Genomic DNA, 16,968 nt, shown 5'->3' on the forward strand with positions numbered 1-16,968 from the left:
GTAGGCGGATGCCCCATCGCGCACTGGGTGCACGCCGCCTGGGTTATCGACCTGCGCTTGCTTCATCTGCCTTGCGACGGACCTGTTTCGCTCGACAAGGCAGCGGTGCCCCGAGACAGCGCCCGCGAGCCGCGGACATGCAGCCCGTGTGACGTGGCGCCGGAGAGCAGCGCGTCGAAGTAGGCGAAGGTGCGCTGGACCCCCTGTTCCCGTTGTATCTGCGGCGTCCAGTCGAGCATCGCGCGCCCTCTCGATGTCCGGCCTGCGCTGCAGGGGTCGTCGGAAGGGAGCGGCGCAAAGGCAAGTCGTGAACGAGATCCCGTGAGCCGGATGACCTGTCCGGATCAACGATCAGCTGTCTGCCGGCGGCCGCTTCCCGACGCGGCGCGCTGCCCTGCTCGCCTCCACGCACTGCATCGATGCAGTCATCGATCTTCGGCAAGAAGACAAGGTCGATCACTTCTGCTGGCGCACGGCATTTTCGCTGCTGCATCTGCCCACCGAACGCATGTGCAGCGTGGATGCAGAGCATCTCGACGAGGGCGTCCGCTTCGCGTGTCGATGGCTCGACAGCGCGAACGCGTGCTGAACCTTGCGAACTTAGCATCGGTCGCACTGCGATCCTGGCGCTGTGCGTTCTGGTGAGTCGAGGCAACTCACCGCTCGATGCCTCGCACGCATGAAGTACCGACGCGCTCGCGTCTCGCCTTCTCACGCGCAATTCCGGTGCTGGCACCATTGGCTCGAGCGCTTGGGCATGACCCATGCGGTGACGTGGCGCGTGCCAGACTTCGACGCGTTCCAGCAGGCCGCCTATCGACACCTTAGCGAGGGCTCACGGCGCCGATGACCATTGTTGGGCGACCGTCGCCGCTGGAAGAGGACCGACGCCTTGTAGGTTCGGCGCCTTCAGTAGTAAACGGATGAGGACTGCATCGACCGTGTCCGGCCGGCCCAACCTTCACCGTGCTGTCGCTGTCGGACAGACCGCGATCCCCAGAAATCGAAGGAGTCCATCCATGCCCGAGCCCTACCTTGCAACCTCGCTTTCCGAGAAACAGCTTGCCGAAATGCATCGGCTGATGACAGAAGAGGTCCGGGATGTCGCGGTTTTCTTCATGGACCCGGAGGGCGTCATCACGTCATGGAACCGGGGCGCGGAAGACATGAAGGGCTACACGGCCGAAGAGGCCATCGGGCAGCACCTTCGACTTCTTTACACGGACGACGAGAAGGCCCGGCGCTGGCCCGAGCACAACATCCGCAAGGCGAGAGAGGACGGCTTCTATCGCGAGGAGACCTGGCGCAAGAGGAAGGATGGCAGCGTTTTCTGGGCCCGGATCGCGCTCACTGCGCTGATCGACCGCGAGCGCAAGCTCATCGGCTACTCGAAGATCACGGTCGACTTGACGGAACACAAGATGCTTGAGCGCTGTGTGGCCGAGCGCGAGGAAACGCGACGCGTCCTGAAAGCGGCGAACGCCGGCATGTGGCATTGGCATCCGCGCGAGGACCGCATGCGGGTCTGCGCGAACTTTCTGCATCTGCTCGGCCATCCCGAGGTCGACGAGACGATGAGCTTCGACAGCTGGATAAGCTTCGTCGCCCCGGAAGACCACGCCAACTTTGTCGAACGCTTCGAACGCGCACTGCGCGAGGCACCGCGAACCCCCTTCGCAGCGGACATCCGCATGTGCCACAAGGATGGCGAGCGCCGCTGGTTCCACGTGCATGCGGACTGGCACCTCGAAAGCCAGCGGGCTCAGCACGTCCTGAGCGGCGTGATCGTGGACATCGATGAACTGAAGACCACCGGAGAGCAGTTGCGTGCCGCCATCGAAAAACTCAAGCAGGAGGACGCACGCAAGGACGAATTCCTCGCCATGCTGGCGCACGAGTTGCGCAATCCCTTGGCGCCGATCCGCGCCGGCGCCGAGTTGCTGCGAATGGGACGGCACGACGAGGCGCGGGTCAAGAAGACGAGCGAGGTGATTGCGCGCCAGGTCGACCACATGACGAGCTTGATCAACGATCTGCTCGACGTCTCGCGCGTTACGCGGGGCCTCGTGAGGCTGGAGCGCGGCCGGGTCGACTTCGGGCATGTGCTCAACGACGCCATCGAACAGATCAACCCCATGATTCGCGCGCGTCGCCACAGGCTCGCGCTGGACCTGTCGCCAGATGTCGCGATCGTCGACGGCGACGAGAAACGGTTGGTTCAGATGGTCTCCAACCTGCTGCACAACGCGGCCAAGTTCACCCCCGAGGGGGGGCGCATCACGCTCACGACCGACGTTCAGGCCCAGCAGATCGTGGTCCGCGTGGCTGACAACGGGGTCGGAATGCCGGCCGAGCTTGTCGAACAAGTATTCGAACTTTTCGTGCAGGCCAAGCGCACGCCCGACCGTGCCACCGGTGGCCTCGGACTTGGGCTGGCGTTGGTGAAAAGCCTGGCAGAGCTTCACGGTGGGCACGTCGACTGCGAGAGCCCTGGACCTGATCAGGGCACCACGTTCACCGTCTGCCTCCCGTTGGCGGCCGGAGTCGGCAGCTCGCTCGCCCGGCCCGAGGCGAGCGACGCCACGCCGACGCGTGCGGATGTGGTCGAGCCGACCGACGAGCGCCGTGGCGACGGCGCCCGAGCGTTGCGCCTGCTGCTGGTGGACGACAACATCGATGCGGCTCAGATGCTCGGCTCCTATCTGGAAGAGCTGGGGTACCGCGTTGCGATCGAATACAGCGCCGTGCAGGCGCTGGAGCGCGCTCGCGCCGAACGGCCCGACGTCTGCCTGCTCGACATCGGCCTGCCCGAAATGGACGGTGCCGAGCTGGCACGGCGCATCCGGGAACAGCCTGAGACGTCGAGCGCCGTGTTCGTGGCGATCACAGGCTACGGCAAAGAAAGCGACGGGCAGATGGCCGAATCCGCCGTGTTCAGCCACCGCTTCGTCAAACCCGTCGATGCGAGCGAGCTGGTGGCGCTGCTCAAGACGCTTTGAAGCGGGGGGCCTCGCCGCCGAGACGTTCCCTCATCGCTTGGCAGCGCAGTCCGCCAAGAAGCGGATCTACCCGGTAATGCGCAATGCGATTGCAGGGACCTGCCCATGCGGGGACTATGCGGGAGGCGCCGACGTCCGCCCCAGATACAGCGCATCGACATCGGCTGTGCTCTTCACGCCGAGGTGGTCACGATGGGCGTTCAGCCATTGGTCGCATGCGGCCCACCCGGTCGCTCGCAGGCTTTCGAACAATTCGAGACCCACGCTGCGTTTGATCGAAGGTTCGATCTCGCTCTCGGAGCCCGCCGTCGACAGGCTCACGACGTGCATGCGGATAACTTGGTGACCTTGGGCATTCCGATCCTGCACCTCCCGTAACTCCGACTTCAACGCGTTGATGGAAACCACCTCATTGATTCGATTGAGAATGTTTTTGGCTGTCATGGGTATCTCTGGCCGGACGAGCGGGACCAGTTCGATCAACATCAGATCGACCTCGCGCTGCTCCTTGAACAGCGGCCGCAGCGTGGGGTTGGCGCCATAGCTTCCGTCCCAGTAGGACGCCCCTTCGATTGAAACCGCCTGGAACACCAGCGGCGCGCAAGCCGAGGCCAGAAGCGCATCGATCGTGACCTCTCCGGGTCCGAACACCTTGTTCTCGCCCGTGTGCACATTCACGGCATTCACGAACAGTTCGGGCGCCGCGGTGCTTTTCAGGGCACCCTCGTCGACGAGGCTCCCGAGGATCAAGCGCAGTGGCGCCATGCCCAGAGGATTCGCCACATAGGGAGATACGAGAGGCGCGCCATCGTCCCAGATGCCGAGGCTCGGCTTGCGCAGTGGCAACAGGAGCCAGGTGAATGGGATGCCGGCCGTCGCTACCCGATGCCAGAGCGCAGCGAGTTGCCGTCTGGCGCCCTCCCGGCCACCCGTAGCCCACCCTGAAGCCAGTGCCGCCCCATTGAGCGCGCCTGCGCTGGTGCCGCTGATCCGCCCGATCTCGATGTCGGGCTCTTCCAAAAGGCGATCGAGGGCTCCCCACGTAAATGCGCCGTGGGCGCCGCCACCTTGCAAGGCCAGGTTCAACTTGGGCATCCTTGAATCCTGAGACTACTTCGTGGCATCGGGCAGCGCACGCGGTGCCGGCGAGGCACTTCCCCGCGGATTCTCCGGGCTGGCTGGGGTGCGCGATGGCTCCGCCGTTGTCGGCGCCACCTGGGTCGCGCTCACCGCGGGCGACTGCGTCTGAACTGCGGCAGCGGCCGGGCCAAGCCACGTTTTCACGCCGCGATGGGTCTTGCACGCCTCCGTTCGTTTGGACGCATTCGAGTAGCTCCCATCCTTGCATTCGGCGGTGCTGCCAGCCGGTGCTTTGGCAGCGGTCTGGGCGAACGCCGACATGCTGCAGACCGCGGCAGCGCACACGACGAGGGAAAGAGACCGTTTCATTGCTGCTCATGAAAAATGAAATCAGAGTTTGCAACTTCAACATGCGCCACTTGTAGGCGACGCATCAGCCTTTGGGTCGGACACGACGGCGCACCGCAGCGCCATCATTGATGTGGAGACGCGACGGCACGCGCCGCTCACAGCAGGCTTCCCTGTGCAGGCAGTACGTCCGCGCGCTTCCGCTGCGGCAGAACGGATTTAGGAGTCGCCAGCAGGCGGTCAGCAGGGTACTGGCGGATGAAGTCGACCGACTCGGCGGGACGAGCGTCGAGCCAGGCTCGTACAGCTCTCCGGCAGAATCACTACCATTCGCTTGTTTTGCATCTCGGGGATTCGTCAGGCGCTTAGAGGAAAGACGCTCGCCCTCCTCCGCGCGTCGACGCAATCGAACACTCTCCGTGACGACCGTAGAGAATGGAAACGATGGACTCTGAATCGAAGATCAAACTCGCCTCTCGGCTGTACTTGATGCGTGAAACCGCGAAGGAACTGCTCGGCGTGGACTACCTGGAGCGGATGCACGAGTTCGGCGCGATCTTGAGCGAGACCGCAGCGCGCGAGAAGAAGGACGTGCTACAGGTCGCTGTTGAAGTCTGCAAGCAACCCGGTTGTGGACCCTTGGAAACGATCGCGGTCCTCGCTGCAGCGGTCGAGTTGGTCGAGCCAACTTATCCAAACGCTTCCAGCAAAGCGGCGGGAGGTGATAAGAGACGAGCATTGGCCCCCGACAGGCAGCTAGGTTCGCACAACTGAGTTCAGCCACCGACGCGGCCTAGTCAATACCTCTTCATATCCTGCTGCTTGCGTGAGGCAACAACTGCCAGGCAACAATCGAGGCCACCCCCCCTGCTAGCTTGGCGACGGATGCGACGAATCTGCGTAATGTACTAACGGCAAATACGTCTGAATACATAGACGAAACTCAGAATTTAACACCAGTTACCCGGAAACCTGATGGGCGCGCCGTTAGTATATTTGATGCATTTGACTTCGCTTCCCCTCTTTGAGGCTGATCCGGCCGAACGCAGCCTACTCCAGGCTTTCGAGAGCTGGATGGCCGAACAGCGCGCAACGGACACCCTGCGCCAGCCGGCCTCCATCGAGGTCTACACGGAAATGTGGCGAGGATTCATGGGCTGGTGCCTGGGTCAGTCCCCTGCCGTCACGCTGGAATCGCTCGATGCCCAGGATTTGGACGCCTTCCAGGCTGCACGCTCGGGCATGAAGACCGGTGACCGATCCCTAACCCCTCGGCATGCGCTGCGCGTGGTTCGACTGGTTGACCGGGTGCTGCGCCATGACGCGGCGCAAAGCGGCCGGAAACCCAATACCGCGGCGTCGGACTGACTCGCGCACAACCCCCAGGTGCGCTACGCCGAGGCCGCCAACGCCGACCCCCTGCCCGAGTTCCTGAGCGTCGGCGAGGCGAAGCACCTGATCGCGTTCCTGTCCAATGCCCGCCCCAGACCCGGCCTGCGCGGCGGACGGCGCGACGCCCACACCGCGTTCACTTGGCAGGAACTGCGCAACAGGGTGGCAGTAGCGCTGCACCTGGGTGGCGGACTGACGCCGGCGGATGTCCGCACGCTTACCGTGCATTCGGTGATCGCTCGCGGCGGCCAGGTGCACGACCGGCCCTGGAAAATTTCGATACCTGCCAACGGCGACTCCGCGGCCCGCGAGACGCGGATCGCCCCATGGGCAGGGGAGCTGCTCCAGCACTGGCTCACCGTTCGCAGCGAACTGCAAGTCCCGGGACCGATGCTTCTTCCGTCCACGCGCAGCGGCAAGCCGTGGAGCAAGCAGTCCCACTATGCGGCCACCCGACAGCTGCTGGTCGAAGCCGGACTGGACAGTCATGAAGGGGGCGCCTTCCGGTTGCGACACACCTTTGCCCTGCGGCAGCTGCGACGCGGCACGGCGCCTGAGCGGGTCGCGCGCTGGATGGGCGTTGAAGCAGTGGTGATGGAGCGCTATGCGCGCGTCGTGAACGGGCCTGTGGTAATGGTGTGACGCAAGGGCGCCCTGAGACGCACGCCCCCCTTTCCGTGCGCCTACGTTCCCGTACGCGCCGTCCGCTCGCGACGATTCCGCAAGAGACCGATTGAGTCCTGCGGACGCCAGGGTCATGGAGCGGGCAAGGACGCTGTGTCGCGAGGGCGAAGAGTTTGGAAGAACGATGTCAGCTCATTCAGGCAAGCGGCGATAAGGGCGGTTTGAAGCTGCACGGCTAACCAACCGCCTGCCCGAACTTTCATCGCTATCGCGCCAGAAGTGCCACGACGCCCGCACCGATAGCCATCGCACCGAGCAGCGCTACCCAGGGAAACCAAGGCCGATCAACCAGCGAGCCCCTCAGGTGCTGCTCTGCAAGCCGATGGGTAAATTTGGCCATCATCAAGGCCGTTTCGGCCTGAATGGCCTTTGTCTCGTCGATCATCTTCTGAGTTGACTTGGTATCGATGTCTCGTAGGCGCTCGCCCCCGCTTGGTTCGGCACGTCCATTCATCAGTCGTCACCTTCGATCGCGAGCAGCACGTATTGCCCATCGTCGTCGAGATATCCGACGCCTATTCGCCGCTCGGAACCAAGCAAGGCTCCAAAGGCAGCCGTAGCCTTGTACTCGACGGAGTATTGGTAACCTGAGAAGACCGTTCGCAGCGGACCGAATTTCCTCGTGTCGTTGGCGCGTTCGTTACGAAGGAACTCGATAAACGCCCTCTGCCTGCTTGCCCAGTCAGCCCGAAGCTCGCGAGGATAGCCATCCTCAAATTCGATACCGTAGATGCTGACGTTGAGTTCGTCCTCGGCAAAGAGGATGTCCCTAAATACCTTGGTGCCGCCACCTGTCCGCTCTGCGTGGACGTCTGCACTCCACAGCTTCCAGGGATTGCCCCCGCTTGGAACGGTGGACAGAAATTGGGCATTGGTTGCGGAGAAAACAACCGGACCCATGCTGCGATCCGCGCGCAGCGGCTTGAACTCTTCAAACTCGTCCATGGCACCTCAGTTTCACTAGTGGCCGACAGGTCAGGTCGACGTTTCAGCATTTGAATCGCAGCAGTGCCGCCGGCCGGCATCATCATCAGCAAGAGCAGTTCGTGGCTATGCCACCGGCTCGAGCAGCGTTTGAATGCGATTTTCGCATATTCCAGGATCGCATGGAAGCTCATGGGCCACGCCCATGCAGAAGACTCTCTACACCCGCGAGTACAAGCAGTTGCTCAAGTTGCTGCGGGAAAAACGCACCTTAGCCAAGGTCAGCCAGGCAGAACTCGCGTCGCGACTTCACTGGTCGCAGTCGGAGGTAAGTAAGTGCGAGACCGGTGTAAGGCGGCTAGACGTGATTGAGCTAAAGATCTGGCTGAACGCATTGGGCACAAGCCTTGCCGATTTCGCGGCAGAACTTCAAAATACATAACGCTTCGGGCCCTAGGGAAAGGTTTGGTGACATCCAGCATCGACCTTGAAGCTGCGGGGGATGATCCTCAAGGCAGTTACCGACGACGGCCGCGGCGTTGGGCTTGAACAGGTGTGACTGTCTTGGTGGTGATTTCAACTAGGCTGCCGTGCTTCAAGCGCCGCAACTGCAAAGCGGTACGCTCATCAATTTGCGTCACCGCAATGGTCCCGTCAAGCTCCACAAGAACAAATCGATTGCCACCGCTCGTTCGCGTGCCTGAATACTTTCCTTCCGCCGCCGCACCCGTGTACTCCGTATAAGCAGGCATGGCCACGCCTTCCACGCGCGACGCTTCGCACTCTGCCAAGAACGCGGCAACGGCACGATTAAGAGTCTTCGGCGTCGCAGAGGGTTCTAGGGCCTTTAAAGACTCAGGGGCTCGGGTCGCTGTCTGAGTGGTTGTTTCGCTTCTTGCCTGAGACGAAATCTGACGCTCAATCGGCTCATCGGAAAGGCGCAAGACTTGAACGTCCGACAAGTAGCGCAGTTGATGCGGCGTCGGCGAGGGTGGCCGAGAGCCCACGGGCCGGATGCCCGGTTTCGCTCGCTTCGTTTGTCCAGTCGACTTTGCACCCCGGCCGTCGACTTCAAGGGATGAAGAAGTGGTCGGTTGGTTGGTGGGCCGCGTTACGGCCAAGTCTGTGGGGTGGACAGCACTGCCCTGCTTGCGCTTCTGTAGGAAGTCCACATAAGCGATACGTCTGCCTTCGAGGGTGGCGTTGGCGAAGGTAACGGCGAGGCCTGCGGCCGCCGCCGCGCGTACCGCCTTTTCCTGAAAAGCGTCGGCGCCAGTCAAGCGAATGCGGCCGCCACTGCGAGACGAAGCCATGCGCAGTGCTTGAACCACTGCGGCACTGGTCGCATCGGAAGCTACCTCAATCCGCTGGCCGTTGTCCCGGATCGCTGAACCACCCGCCGCTCGAAAAATCACGGTTCCCGTCTTGGTGACGCTGTCACGCACGGCGTCCTCATGAAAACCGCTAAGGTCGCCGACTGCCACAAGCGCGTTGACCGGTACGGTATTGGGTGCAGAGCGGGCGCGCAACGCAGCAAGTGCAGCAGCGTCGCCCTCCCCGGCTCGGTGACGAAGCCAATCAGCCCACGCCTTGCGCGCGTGCTTCTCGGTGAGTTGTTCCCTGGCAAACACCCGCTCTCGCCTAGCTTTCTCGATGGCATCCTTCAACGACTTGCTGGCCATCGCGTATAGCAGACGCTTGTTGCCAGCCGAGTCGCCCAGGAGTTTGATTGCCGCCCGTTGGAAGCGCCCAGTGGTCTTCGCGGCCTCAACCTGTTGGGCAAAGCTTGACCGTAGATCCAGCAAAACGCTCGCCCTTGTAGCCGCAATGAGGCTTTGCTCGGCTTTGTACGCTTCGAATAAGGCCGACGTGTCGACCGTCGTGGCTTTGGGCCGTGGCTCGTACCTACGGCGAGACGCAGCCCCACTAGTTATAAGCGCCGGCGTGAATGTGCCAAGTCGCGCTTCAAGCTGAGGCTTTGACAATTCGCGCGCCACTGTCGACGCCTTGACCGCCCGTCCGGTGCCGTCACGCATAGCAAGCCCGTTGCCGCGCAAAACAAGCTCGAGTCCGTACTCATGCATAGCAGAATGAAGTTGTTCCCACGTGGCCGCTGCACAGAATTGATCCAGGCATTCGCTCTGGATCCAGCCTTTCAAACTTTGAATGCCGGAGTGCCGCTCCATGTCGCTGGCCCGGCCCTCTGAGCCAAGACGCCGGCGCGAGTGGTCAAGCTGTTGCAGCCCGTATTTGCGCTCTAGCTCCTCAGCGACTTTGCCAAGCGCTGGCATGTCGTAGTACGGCTCATGCATCGTATGGCGCGTTGGATGAATTTTGCTGATCGCGACATGGATATGGAGGCAGTCGGTGTCCCGGTGCACCGCGCTGATACGCTGATGGTCTGAATATCCCAAACTGCTGCAAAGCTGCAATTCGATGTCGCGCATGATTTCCGCTCTGGGCACCTCTCCAGGCGCAAAGGAGATCAGTAGATGATAGGTCTTGTCCCCCTTGGCCCGAACGTTGCGTGCCTGCGTGTTCTCGACCTCATGCAACGCCCAGGTCAAGTCTGAGTTTAACAAGTTCGAATACTGGACCTCACCCACGCGTTGAGTTTTGCCTTGCGTGTCAGTGATATAGCGAGCGAGCCCACCGAAACTGCTCTTCTGCGTCGAGCGCATGGAAACTCTACGCACAATCATGGTCAGAATTTTAGCCGCTAAAATTTTACAATCGACTTCGTAGCTGAGAGCAGGGCTTCCTGCCCTTCCTTTATTTTTTCCATTGTCAACTCAATCGTCGCGCGCGTCTGCGCCGGATCGTACCGGCTGAGCTTGATATCGTCGTTGAGCCACCGCTTCAGGAGATTGCCCAGCCTCGCCTGATCTGCATTGATCTTGCAAAGCAGGTCCACGCAGTCCCGGTCAACGACGCTGGGAGGCACGAATCCCATCCCGACTTTGCGCATATAAGTCGACGTGGTCATACCGGTGCGCGCTGCGTTCTCTTGGATCACCGCAGCCTCGCCGGGTAAGCAATAAACCTTAATAGGTGTCGTACCCTTTCGGGTGATAGATGGAGGCTGATCCGATGCTGTCATGGCGTGATCAAGATTCTACGGATGCGGTCGCGTCCGAGCCTCGCAGAGCAAGAAACGTTGAGCACGAAGTGCGAATAAGTAGGCGAAGTAGGTCACCGCGCAGCGGTGGGCCTACTTCGCATATCTTGCCCAACCAAGTCTGTTGCATACGCCATGAAGGTCCTGTTCACAGAGTGCAAACACTTGAGACGCGATGCTCACCAGCTGCAAACACGGGCCTGCGATCGCTCCCGCTTCGAACTCTTTCCCCTGCACCACTGAGGCACTGACAGGCGCACGAATGTTTAGCTAAACAAAAGCTAAACGGCAAAAGAACGCGTACTGAACGGATAGAACAACGATAATGAACGCTGTGTGTATAACTGATCATGCGACGCCACTGTGCAGGCTTAGAATGCTGAATCGAATACATAATGCTTAATCGAGTGGCCCAACACATGCTCATGAGGCGGACATCGTCTGCTTCGGCTACTCGGGCTCGCATTCTTAGTCTCAAGGACGACATTGCTCAAACACTTGCTGCTGATTACTCCGTCATGGATGTGTTCTCCCTGCTTCAATATGAAGGCACGGTGGACTGCAGCTACCAGACTTTTCGGCGGTACGTGATTGCGCTGGTGATTTCGCCAGGGTCCGAGGCCGAAGTCATAGCAGAAAAGCCAAAGGCAGCTCGGCTCGGGAACGTCAAGCTCTCCAAACAATCAATAATCAATTCCGATAATGTGAAAATTCCCACGTTTCAGTGGAACCCAGTACCCAACCCCGACGAGCTTTTCTGAGTCGAAGGTGACGTAGGGCGCCAGATTGGCTGTGGGGCCCCACCTGCAGCGCAAAGTTACGCTATGCCACGCTGCCCAAAGTCCGCGTAAGGGATTCTATAAACGCTGAACGGTTGAAGCTTTTGCGAGCGCCATCAAAAAAACCGCCCGAAGGCGGTCTTTTCTTCCTAAGCAGAAGCCAACTCAATGACGCCACAAAGGAGGGGTAGCGGTCGTTATCGTACTTCACATGGGGCCGACATTTCTATGGAGGACTGCTCTCATGTCCGCTTGTCGCTGCAACCGCCGAGCGAATGACAATTGCCGCTCCGAGTCGATGGACACTATGACCCCTAAAAACCCGATCGCATCCCGGCGCGTCCGTGAAAAAACATCCGTTTGTTGGCTCGAGTACGGACAACGAAATCCGATCGCTACGCTGGCTGCTGCAGCGTTAACGTGCGGCGGCTTGATCCTGATGGGCTTTTTTCGTGCGCATTGAGTTCATGCCCGACATCAATCTCGCGGGATCTTCAGCGATGTTGAATGCGGCCGCTCTCGTAGGTCTGGGCACGTTGCTAGCCGCAGTTTTCATTCTGGCGGTTCCCGGCCTCTCCACCAGATACTTCTTGGACGAAGCAAACCTGAGAATTGGTTGGAAAGCCCTCGCGCTTCTTGTGCTGCCCGCTGTTATGGGCGCCATACTCATCGTTGTGCAGGCGCTCTATTTTCCCGGCAGCTCGCTCACCCGGTCCGAATACGCGATCGCGTTACTCGTCGGGCTGGTTCTATGTCCGCCTGTCTAGGAGCCCAATTTGCGGTCGGCGCGCAATCCGAAGGCTCCGTCCAGCGGCTCGCTACATTGAGCGCGCCTGGGCACTGTTCACCAGCGGGTTTATGTGGCTCCTAAGCATGATCATGGCCATGAAGATTGCGCTGTCGGTGGCGACGGACAGTGATCGTGGCACCGCCGCTGTCGTTGGGTTCACGTCCCTTTGGCTGCTCCTCGTAATCGTTCTCAATGCCGTGACAACGCAGTTTCCCGTCAAGAGAACGTGGTTTGCGGCCACGCTAATGGGCGTCGTGAGCCTCTGCCTTCTCACGGTCATCATGGGTGCTTTCTCAACCTTCTCCGCTACGACCGTGCGAGTTCTTGGATTTGGTGAGCTGGGCGATGTCGACATTGTGATCACCTCTGAAGCCTGTCCGGCGCTTCCTCTAAGCGCGGCCTCCAGATTGCGATGCGCCGGCGGCTCAAACGGTGCGACGGGCGTGCTCCGAAACGTGACGTTGCGCTCGCGCATCGGAGGGCAGGTCGTGGTCGAGGCTTCGAAGGAGCGGCGCGCCGGGGCGCGCAGCGATCGCGTGATTCTCCGAAAGGAAGACGTGGTGATGTGGGCGACCCGCGGGGAGGCGTCGAAGTTATGCCGAGATCCGAGCCCATCGCGCGGTAGGCCAGGCTGCCTGCTGCTGCGGCCAACACGGCGGCGAGTTGCCCGCTCTAGTTGACTGGTCCGGCCGCTTCGAAATGATGCGCCCCCTCCATCCTGAAGATAAGGGCCGTGATCACATGTGCTGGGCAAGAGCCTTTGCCGGGCCGGCGACATCGGACATGAACCGCTGCCCGATCGCTATCAGCGCCCGGCCGTCAAGGTTGAACTTGTAAAGCAGCCCGTTGTTCATCGTCCAGAGTGCTTCGTCGCGGTTCTGGGGGCTGTCGAGGAGAGCTTGGATACCGTCGCACGAACGGGCCAGAAGGCGAGCAGCCTGCCGTGGAAACTTCGCGACCAACGCTTTCTGCCAAGCCTGCGCCCATTGCATCGTGGAATCTTCGAGCGCGCGTTCTGCGAGGTACGCTAGTGCAAGCACGCGCCCCAGATCTTTGTTCGACCGTTTGATCGAACGGCCGGCGAAAGGCGCGGCCATCGTCTCCGGACGTATCTCAGGGTGGTGAAGCAGGTTGGCCAAAGCCATCATTTCTGCTCGAGCCACGCGCACGCCTGACTCGCTGATCACTGGATTGACTTCAGTGACCGCGAGAAAGCCAAAGCTGCAGAGCGCGAAAAACCCGTCCTTCGTCTCCAGTCTTTCGAGCGCTCGACCCGGAATTTCACCGTCCTCGTCTTCAAGATCCGCCGGTGCCATCAGCAATTCGAGAAACCATTCTGTTTCGCCGGGCGGGTGCAGTCGTACCAGTGGGAGTTCGTCGACCGCTTGCTCCGGGCCACCGGGCCGTCCCCATCGGCCGTCATCTCTATATTCCCAGCCTTCGCCGACCAGCTGCTCCGTCACACTTCTGGCCGCCACGATGGAATTCGAGTGCGGCGAGATCATGCAATCCACGTCTTTCGTACGAAGCCCGTCACCCGCGCTTTCTTTGAAGTAGTGATAGCCAGCGGCCAAGCTGCCGATGATGATGACGTCGCCCCTGCAGCTTTCAGGCAAGGCCCGAGCAACTTGGCTCACGACGTTTTTGGGGTTGATCAGCAGTTCCATGTCAGCCGCGCGTGACCGTTAGTTTTTGCAGAAGGTCTTCGGCCTGATGGTCGAAGCCGGCTTCCTGAAGATCCGCCATGCAGACAATCGGATCTGCCCAGCGATTGCCCTGCTTGTCTGTCGCAAAAAACGACTCATTCCTGGGAAGGAAGTGGACCACGATGACATGGCGGTCGGCGCTGTTCCTTGAGAGCTCAAGCGCTGGATCGAGGTCATTGACGAACGAAAGCGGTGTCATCGATGTGCCGTGCACGACCAGATCGAGCCGTGTGCTGCCGGCGAGATCGAGCCCCGGGTAGTGATGTCTGGCGCCGAGCAGCCCACCGACAGCCACCCCTCTCATGTCCAGCTTGGCAAGCCTGCGGGCCATGCTCTCTGGCGATCGCGCGTGTCCTGATCTGTCGGCGAATGCGACCTTCTTGCGCGTTGCCACTTCGACGTTCAGCCAGCGAGTCCAGGAGAATTTGGGGAAGAACTTGAAGTGAATCTCTCCGCTTGACCGCTCAATCGCGCCGCTGGCCTCCAGCTCCTTGAGCACATGAGCCACGGTGGGATGGCTGGCACCCGCCAGTTGGCCTATGTGCGCTGCCGTCACCGGTTGACTTTGCCTGAGCAAGAGCAGGTACAGCAAGCCCGCCACCGCGTGTTTCGTGGCGGACCTTCCAACGGTCGACTGCTGCTCGTGCATGAGGTCGCCGAGCCATGCAGCAAAGCCGGGCTCTGGGCACAGGCCATGCGCATCGGATGGATCGTCGCCATGCACCACCTTGATTCTCGATGCGACCGACGGCGAGACGACACTTTCGAACATCGACATTTCCTGGGACAACCGGCTCTCACTGATCCTGCTGTTCATCAGGACCGCAAGCGCTTCGCTTCCAGGATCCGCGTTGACTGTGTACGCGAGGTTGACGAGGACCGATCTCAGATCCCGGGCGTTGTGGACGCCGTCTTTGACCTCCACCCACGTGTTGCCGTACTTTCCATCCGGCTCCCAACCTATCTGCGATTTCAGGTCGCGCCCGCTTGTCGCGGAACGATGATCTTTGGATAGGCGACCCGACATGTTTGACCTCAATGAAAGATGCATTTCACGTTGAAAGATGCATTTTAGTGTGAAAGATGCATTTCATGCGCGGCAAATCGACGCAGTTTGGCTTCAGAGGTGATTGCGTCTACATGTGGGCGTCATAGGCCTCCCCCCGGGAATCTATGAAGTTAGCGTAGAAGCCCGCTCACGCTGGCTTTTTCATTAATGCTTGCGTGACGGTACCCGCTTCAGATGCCTGCTTCCAGAATCCACGCATGGCCTTGATTCGCTCGTCGCGCTCCGTCGTGAGGTACATCGAGGTGGTGCCCACTGACGCATGGCCCAAGTTGTTCTGCACGACCTGGATCGGTACCGGCGCCTGCCCTTCCCTTCCCTGTAGCGCATGAGAGCCATGCGAGTGGCGCAACCAGTGCGTGCTGGCGCGCCTTAGTTGCGCCGCGCTGGTCTCGTCGAGCCCTTGTGCAGCGCACGCCAGGAACTCCTTGATTGCCTGATAAAGCCCCGAGTCGGACCAGGCCAGGGGCTGGTCGACGTCACTGCTGAAGCGGGCCAGCACCGGGACGCCCTGATTGCTCACTGCGCTGATCTGCGCCTCCAGCCCCTGCCGTGCTAATTCCTGGCCGAGCTCCTCGACGAGCTCCGAAGGCACCGGCACCTGGCGGGTGCGACCGCCCTTCCCCACCACGTGCAGCATCCAGTCGACCGCGCTCGCGCCGTCGGCCGTGCGGTAGGTCACCTGTTCTAGGTCGTCGCAACGCGCGCGTGTGATCTCCGAGAGCCGCAAACCGGTGGCATAGAGCCAGCGCATGGCGCGGCGCAGCCGCCGGTTCACCGCGGTGTCCTCGAGCGCCTGCAGCTGCCCATCGATGTGGTCCCATTGGACGAAGCTCAAGGTCCGACTCGAGCCAAGCGGGCGCTGCGGCGCGGGCGGCAATGCGACGGCCGCAAATGGATTGCCCACCAGATACCCCTGGCTGACCAGAAATGAGAACAGGCTGCGCAGGATGACCAGCGCGTGCCGGGCCGCCATCGGCGCCAGTGGCCCCTCCAGCGGCCGCCACAGCGGTGACCAGCGCTGGTGATGACGCGGGCCGCACCAGGTCGATGGCGGTGCCGCCAAGAAGGACCGGTAGGTCGTGGCATCTTCGACCGAGAGGGACGACAGGGGCTTCTGGCGCTCCAGGATGGCCCAGAGCAGTAAGCGCTCACCCTCCTTGCGGTAAGCCCGCTGCGTCGCTGTCAGCTCACCGCCCTCCCCGCCGGCGCCTTTGGAGGCCAACCAGGCGCCGATAGCTTCGTGGTCGTTGCGGGCCATGAGCAGGCACCGCTCCGGCGGGGACCGAAAACGCCCCGCACTGCCGTCGAGCGCCGCAGGCAGCACGAATTTTTCGTAGGGGACGATGGCGGTGGCGGCGGGAACAACGGCCGCCAGGTCAGCAGGCGCCAGCCCTTGACGGGGCGTGGCGACATGGTGGCCCACGCGCATGCCCAGGACGTCCTCATTGGCCTGCAGCCATTCGAGGATCCGCGCGCCCTTCTGCGGCCCCACACCGGGCACGGGGGCCCACCAACGCGCCCCGACGCCGTTGATTCGCTCCACCAAGGTGAACAGGGTCGGCATGCCCGCGCGGATCAAGCGCTCGGCCATGGAGGGATTGAGCCAGGCCTGGACGCCATCGCCCGGGCGCGGATCCTGTGCGACGAGGGCCTCCAGCCAGCGGAGGGCCTCGAGCTGGCGCGCGATGACGCGGGCACGGCGCGAGGATCCGGCACCGCCCTGCCCTGCCGAACCGCCGGCGCTGGGATAAGCCGCTTCGTACGCCTCGACCTGCTCCGCTTCGGAGAATTCCTCCAGGCCCTGCGCCTGCGCGAATTCGGCAAGCGACGGCTGCACGACGGGGGTGGAGAAGCGATCGGGATCCAGCAGGATCAGCCGGGCGGTACCGGGCTTGTGCTCGCGTTTCGCGGCGGCGGCAAAGGCGTCGCGGATCCAATGAACCGTCTTGCGCACCGTGCGCAGGTCGGTGTGTTCGCCTTCGAGCCGCAGGTAGCGGTCCCAGCTTGCGCGAGCGTCCAGCCCCTGGGTCAGGGCTCGCATGAAGGCGAAGTGCCCGCGGTGCAACTTGCGGGGCGCGG

At 61.6% G+C, this 16,968-nt stretch carries 17 protein-coding genes; 8 read left to right on the plus strand and 9 right to left on the minus strand.

The annotated features are described in order from the left end of the window. The first annotated feature begins 1,019 nt into the window (after positions 1-1,019). Positions 1,020-2,999: a PAS domain-containing hybrid sensor histidine kinase/response regulator gene (locus ACSFA0_RS25715; RefSeq protein ID WP_435453100.1), complete on the plus strand. Its 1,980-nt coding sequence runs from the start codon at positions 1,020-1,022 to the stop codon at positions 2,997-2,999. 114 nt (positions 3,000-3,113) lie between these two features. On the opposite strand, the gene ACSFA0_RS25720 is transcribed toward ACSFA0_RS25715, so the two are convergent. Both ACSFA0_RS25720 and ACSFA0_RS25725 read right to left on the minus strand, forming a co-directional pair. Beyond that, the gene (locus tag ACSFA0_RS25720; RefSeq protein ID WP_435453101.1) at positions 3,114-4,094 is read right to left on the minus strand and encodes a patatin-like phospholipase family protein; all 981 of its coding nucleotides are present in this window, start codon (positions 4,092-4,094) and stop codon (positions 3,114-3,116) included. A 15-nt stretch (positions 4,095-4,109) separates the two neighbouring features. Beyond that, positions 4,110-4,448: a DUF3761 domain-containing protein gene (locus ACSFA0_RS25725; RefSeq protein WP_435453102.1), complete on the minus strand. Its 339-nt coding sequence runs from the start codon at positions 4,446-4,448 to the stop codon at positions 4,110-4,112. Positions 4,449-4,871: 423 nt separating this feature from the next. On the opposite strand from ACSFA0_RS25725, the gene ACSFA0_RS25730 reads away from it, so the two are divergent. The 3 genes from ACSFA0_RS25730 (at position 4,872) to ACSFA0_RS25740 (ending at position 6,461) form a co-directional block, all read left to right on the plus strand. Further along, positions 4,872-5,201: a hypothetical protein gene (locus tag ACSFA0_RS25730; protein ID WP_435453103.1), complete on the plus strand. Its 330-nt coding sequence runs from the start codon at positions 4,872-4,874 to the stop codon at positions 5,199-5,201. 201 nt (positions 5,202-5,402) lie between these two features. Beyond that, positions 5,403-5,795, plus strand: a complete 393-nt coding sequence (locus ACSFA0_RS25735; RefSeq protein WP_435453104.1) for a hypothetical protein — start codon at positions 5,403-5,405, stop codon at positions 5,793-5,795. Between the two features lie 18 nt (positions 5,796-5,813). Continuing rightward, complete coding sequence (locus ACSFA0_RS25740; protein ID WP_435453105.1) at positions 5,814-6,461, plus strand: tyrosine-type recombinase/integrase; 648 nt, start codon at positions 5,814-5,816, stop codon at positions 6,459-6,461. Positions 6,462-6,708: 247 nt separating this feature from the next. On the opposite strand, the gene ACSFA0_RS25745 is transcribed toward ACSFA0_RS25740, so the two are convergent. After that, on the minus strand, positions 6,709-6,957 hold the full coding sequence (locus tag ACSFA0_RS25745) for a hypothetical protein (RefSeq protein ID WP_435453106.1): 249 nt from the start codon (positions 6,955-6,957) through the stop codon (positions 6,709-6,711). Further along, on the minus strand, positions 6,957-7,448 hold the full coding sequence (locus ACSFA0_RS25750; protein ID WP_435453107.1) for a hypothetical protein: 492 nt from the start codon (positions 7,446-7,448) through the stop codon (positions 6,957-6,959). The genes ACSFA0_RS25745 and ACSFA0_RS25750 overlap by 1 nt, the downstream gene beginning before the upstream one ends. A 184-nt stretch (positions 7,449-7,632) precedes the next feature. Between ACSFA0_RS25750 and ACSFA0_RS25755 the strand changes: the two genes are divergently transcribed. Further along, positions 7,633-7,869: a helix-turn-helix domain-containing protein gene (locus ACSFA0_RS25755; RefSeq protein ID WP_435453108.1), complete on the plus strand. Its 237-nt coding sequence runs from the start codon at positions 7,633-7,635 to the stop codon at positions 7,867-7,869. A gap of 76 nt (positions 7,870-7,945) precedes the next feature. On the opposite strand, the gene traI is transcribed toward ACSFA0_RS25755, so the two are convergent. Together traI and ACSFA0_RS25765 are read right to left on the minus strand one after the other, a co-directional pair. After that, positions 7,946-10,129, minus strand: a complete 2,184-nt coding sequence (gene traI, locus ACSFA0_RS25760) for a TraI/MobA(P) family conjugative relaxase (RefSeq protein ID WP_435453109.1) — start codon at positions 10,127-10,129, stop codon at positions 7,946-7,948. A gap of 17 nt (positions 10,130-10,146) precedes the next feature. Then, positions 10,147-10,527 carry a plasmid mobilization protein gene (locus tag ACSFA0_RS25765; RefSeq protein WP_435453110.1) on the minus strand — a complete coding sequence of 127 codons (381 nt, stop codon included), beginning with the start codon at positions 10,525-10,527 and terminating at the stop codon, positions 10,147-10,149. A gap of 443 nt (positions 10,528-10,970) precedes the next feature. Here ACSFA0_RS25765 and ACSFA0_RS25770 point away from each other — a divergent pair, with 443 nt between their 5' ends. From ACSFA0_RS25770 to ACSFA0_RS25780, 3 genes are all read left to right on the plus strand, one after another. Then, complete coding sequence (locus tag ACSFA0_RS25770; protein ID WP_435453136.1) at positions 10,971-11,306, plus strand: TraK family protein; 336 nt, start codon at positions 10,971-10,973, stop codon at positions 11,304-11,306. A 485-nt stretch (positions 11,307-11,791) separates the two neighbouring features. Continuing rightward, positions 11,792-12,091 (plus strand): hypothetical protein, encoded by a 300-nt coding sequence (locus ACSFA0_RS25775; RefSeq protein ID WP_435453111.1) that lies wholly within the window; start codon positions 11,792-11,794, stop codon positions 12,089-12,091. Positions 12,092-12,209: 118 nt separating this feature from the next. Beyond that, positions 12,210-12,794 carry a hypothetical protein gene (locus tag ACSFA0_RS25780; RefSeq protein WP_435453112.1) on the plus strand — a complete coding sequence of 195 codons (585 nt, stop codon included), beginning with the start codon at positions 12,210-12,212 and terminating at the stop codon, positions 12,792-12,794. A 57-nt stretch (positions 12,795-12,851) separates the two neighbouring features. On the opposite strand, the gene ACSFA0_RS25785 is transcribed toward ACSFA0_RS25780, so the two are convergent. The 3 genes from ACSFA0_RS25785 to ACSFA0_RS25795 form a co-directional block, all read right to left on the minus strand. Further along, positions 12,852-13,781: a hypothetical protein gene (locus tag ACSFA0_RS25785; RefSeq protein ID WP_435453113.1), complete on the minus strand. Its 930-nt coding sequence runs from the start codon at positions 13,779-13,781 to the stop codon at positions 12,852-12,854. Between the two features lies 1 nt (position 13,782). After that, complete coding sequence (locus ACSFA0_RS25790) at positions 13,783-14,847, minus strand: hypothetical protein (RefSeq protein WP_435453114.1); 1,065 nt, start codon at positions 14,845-14,847, stop codon at positions 13,783-13,785. A gap of 169 nt (positions 14,848-15,016) precedes the next feature. Continuing rightward, positions 15,017-16,930, minus strand: a complete 1,914-nt coding sequence (locus ACSFA0_RS25795) for a phage integrase family protein (RefSeq protein WP_435453115.1) — start codon at positions 16,928-16,930, stop codon at positions 15,017-15,019. Positions 16,931-16,968: the final 38 nt, after the last annotated feature.

Origin of the sequence: Variovorax restrictus, assembly GCF_051216715.1 — a bacterium.
Taxonomy (GTDB): Bacteria; Pseudomonadota; Gammaproteobacteria; order Burkholderiales; family Burkholderiaceae_C; genus Variovorax.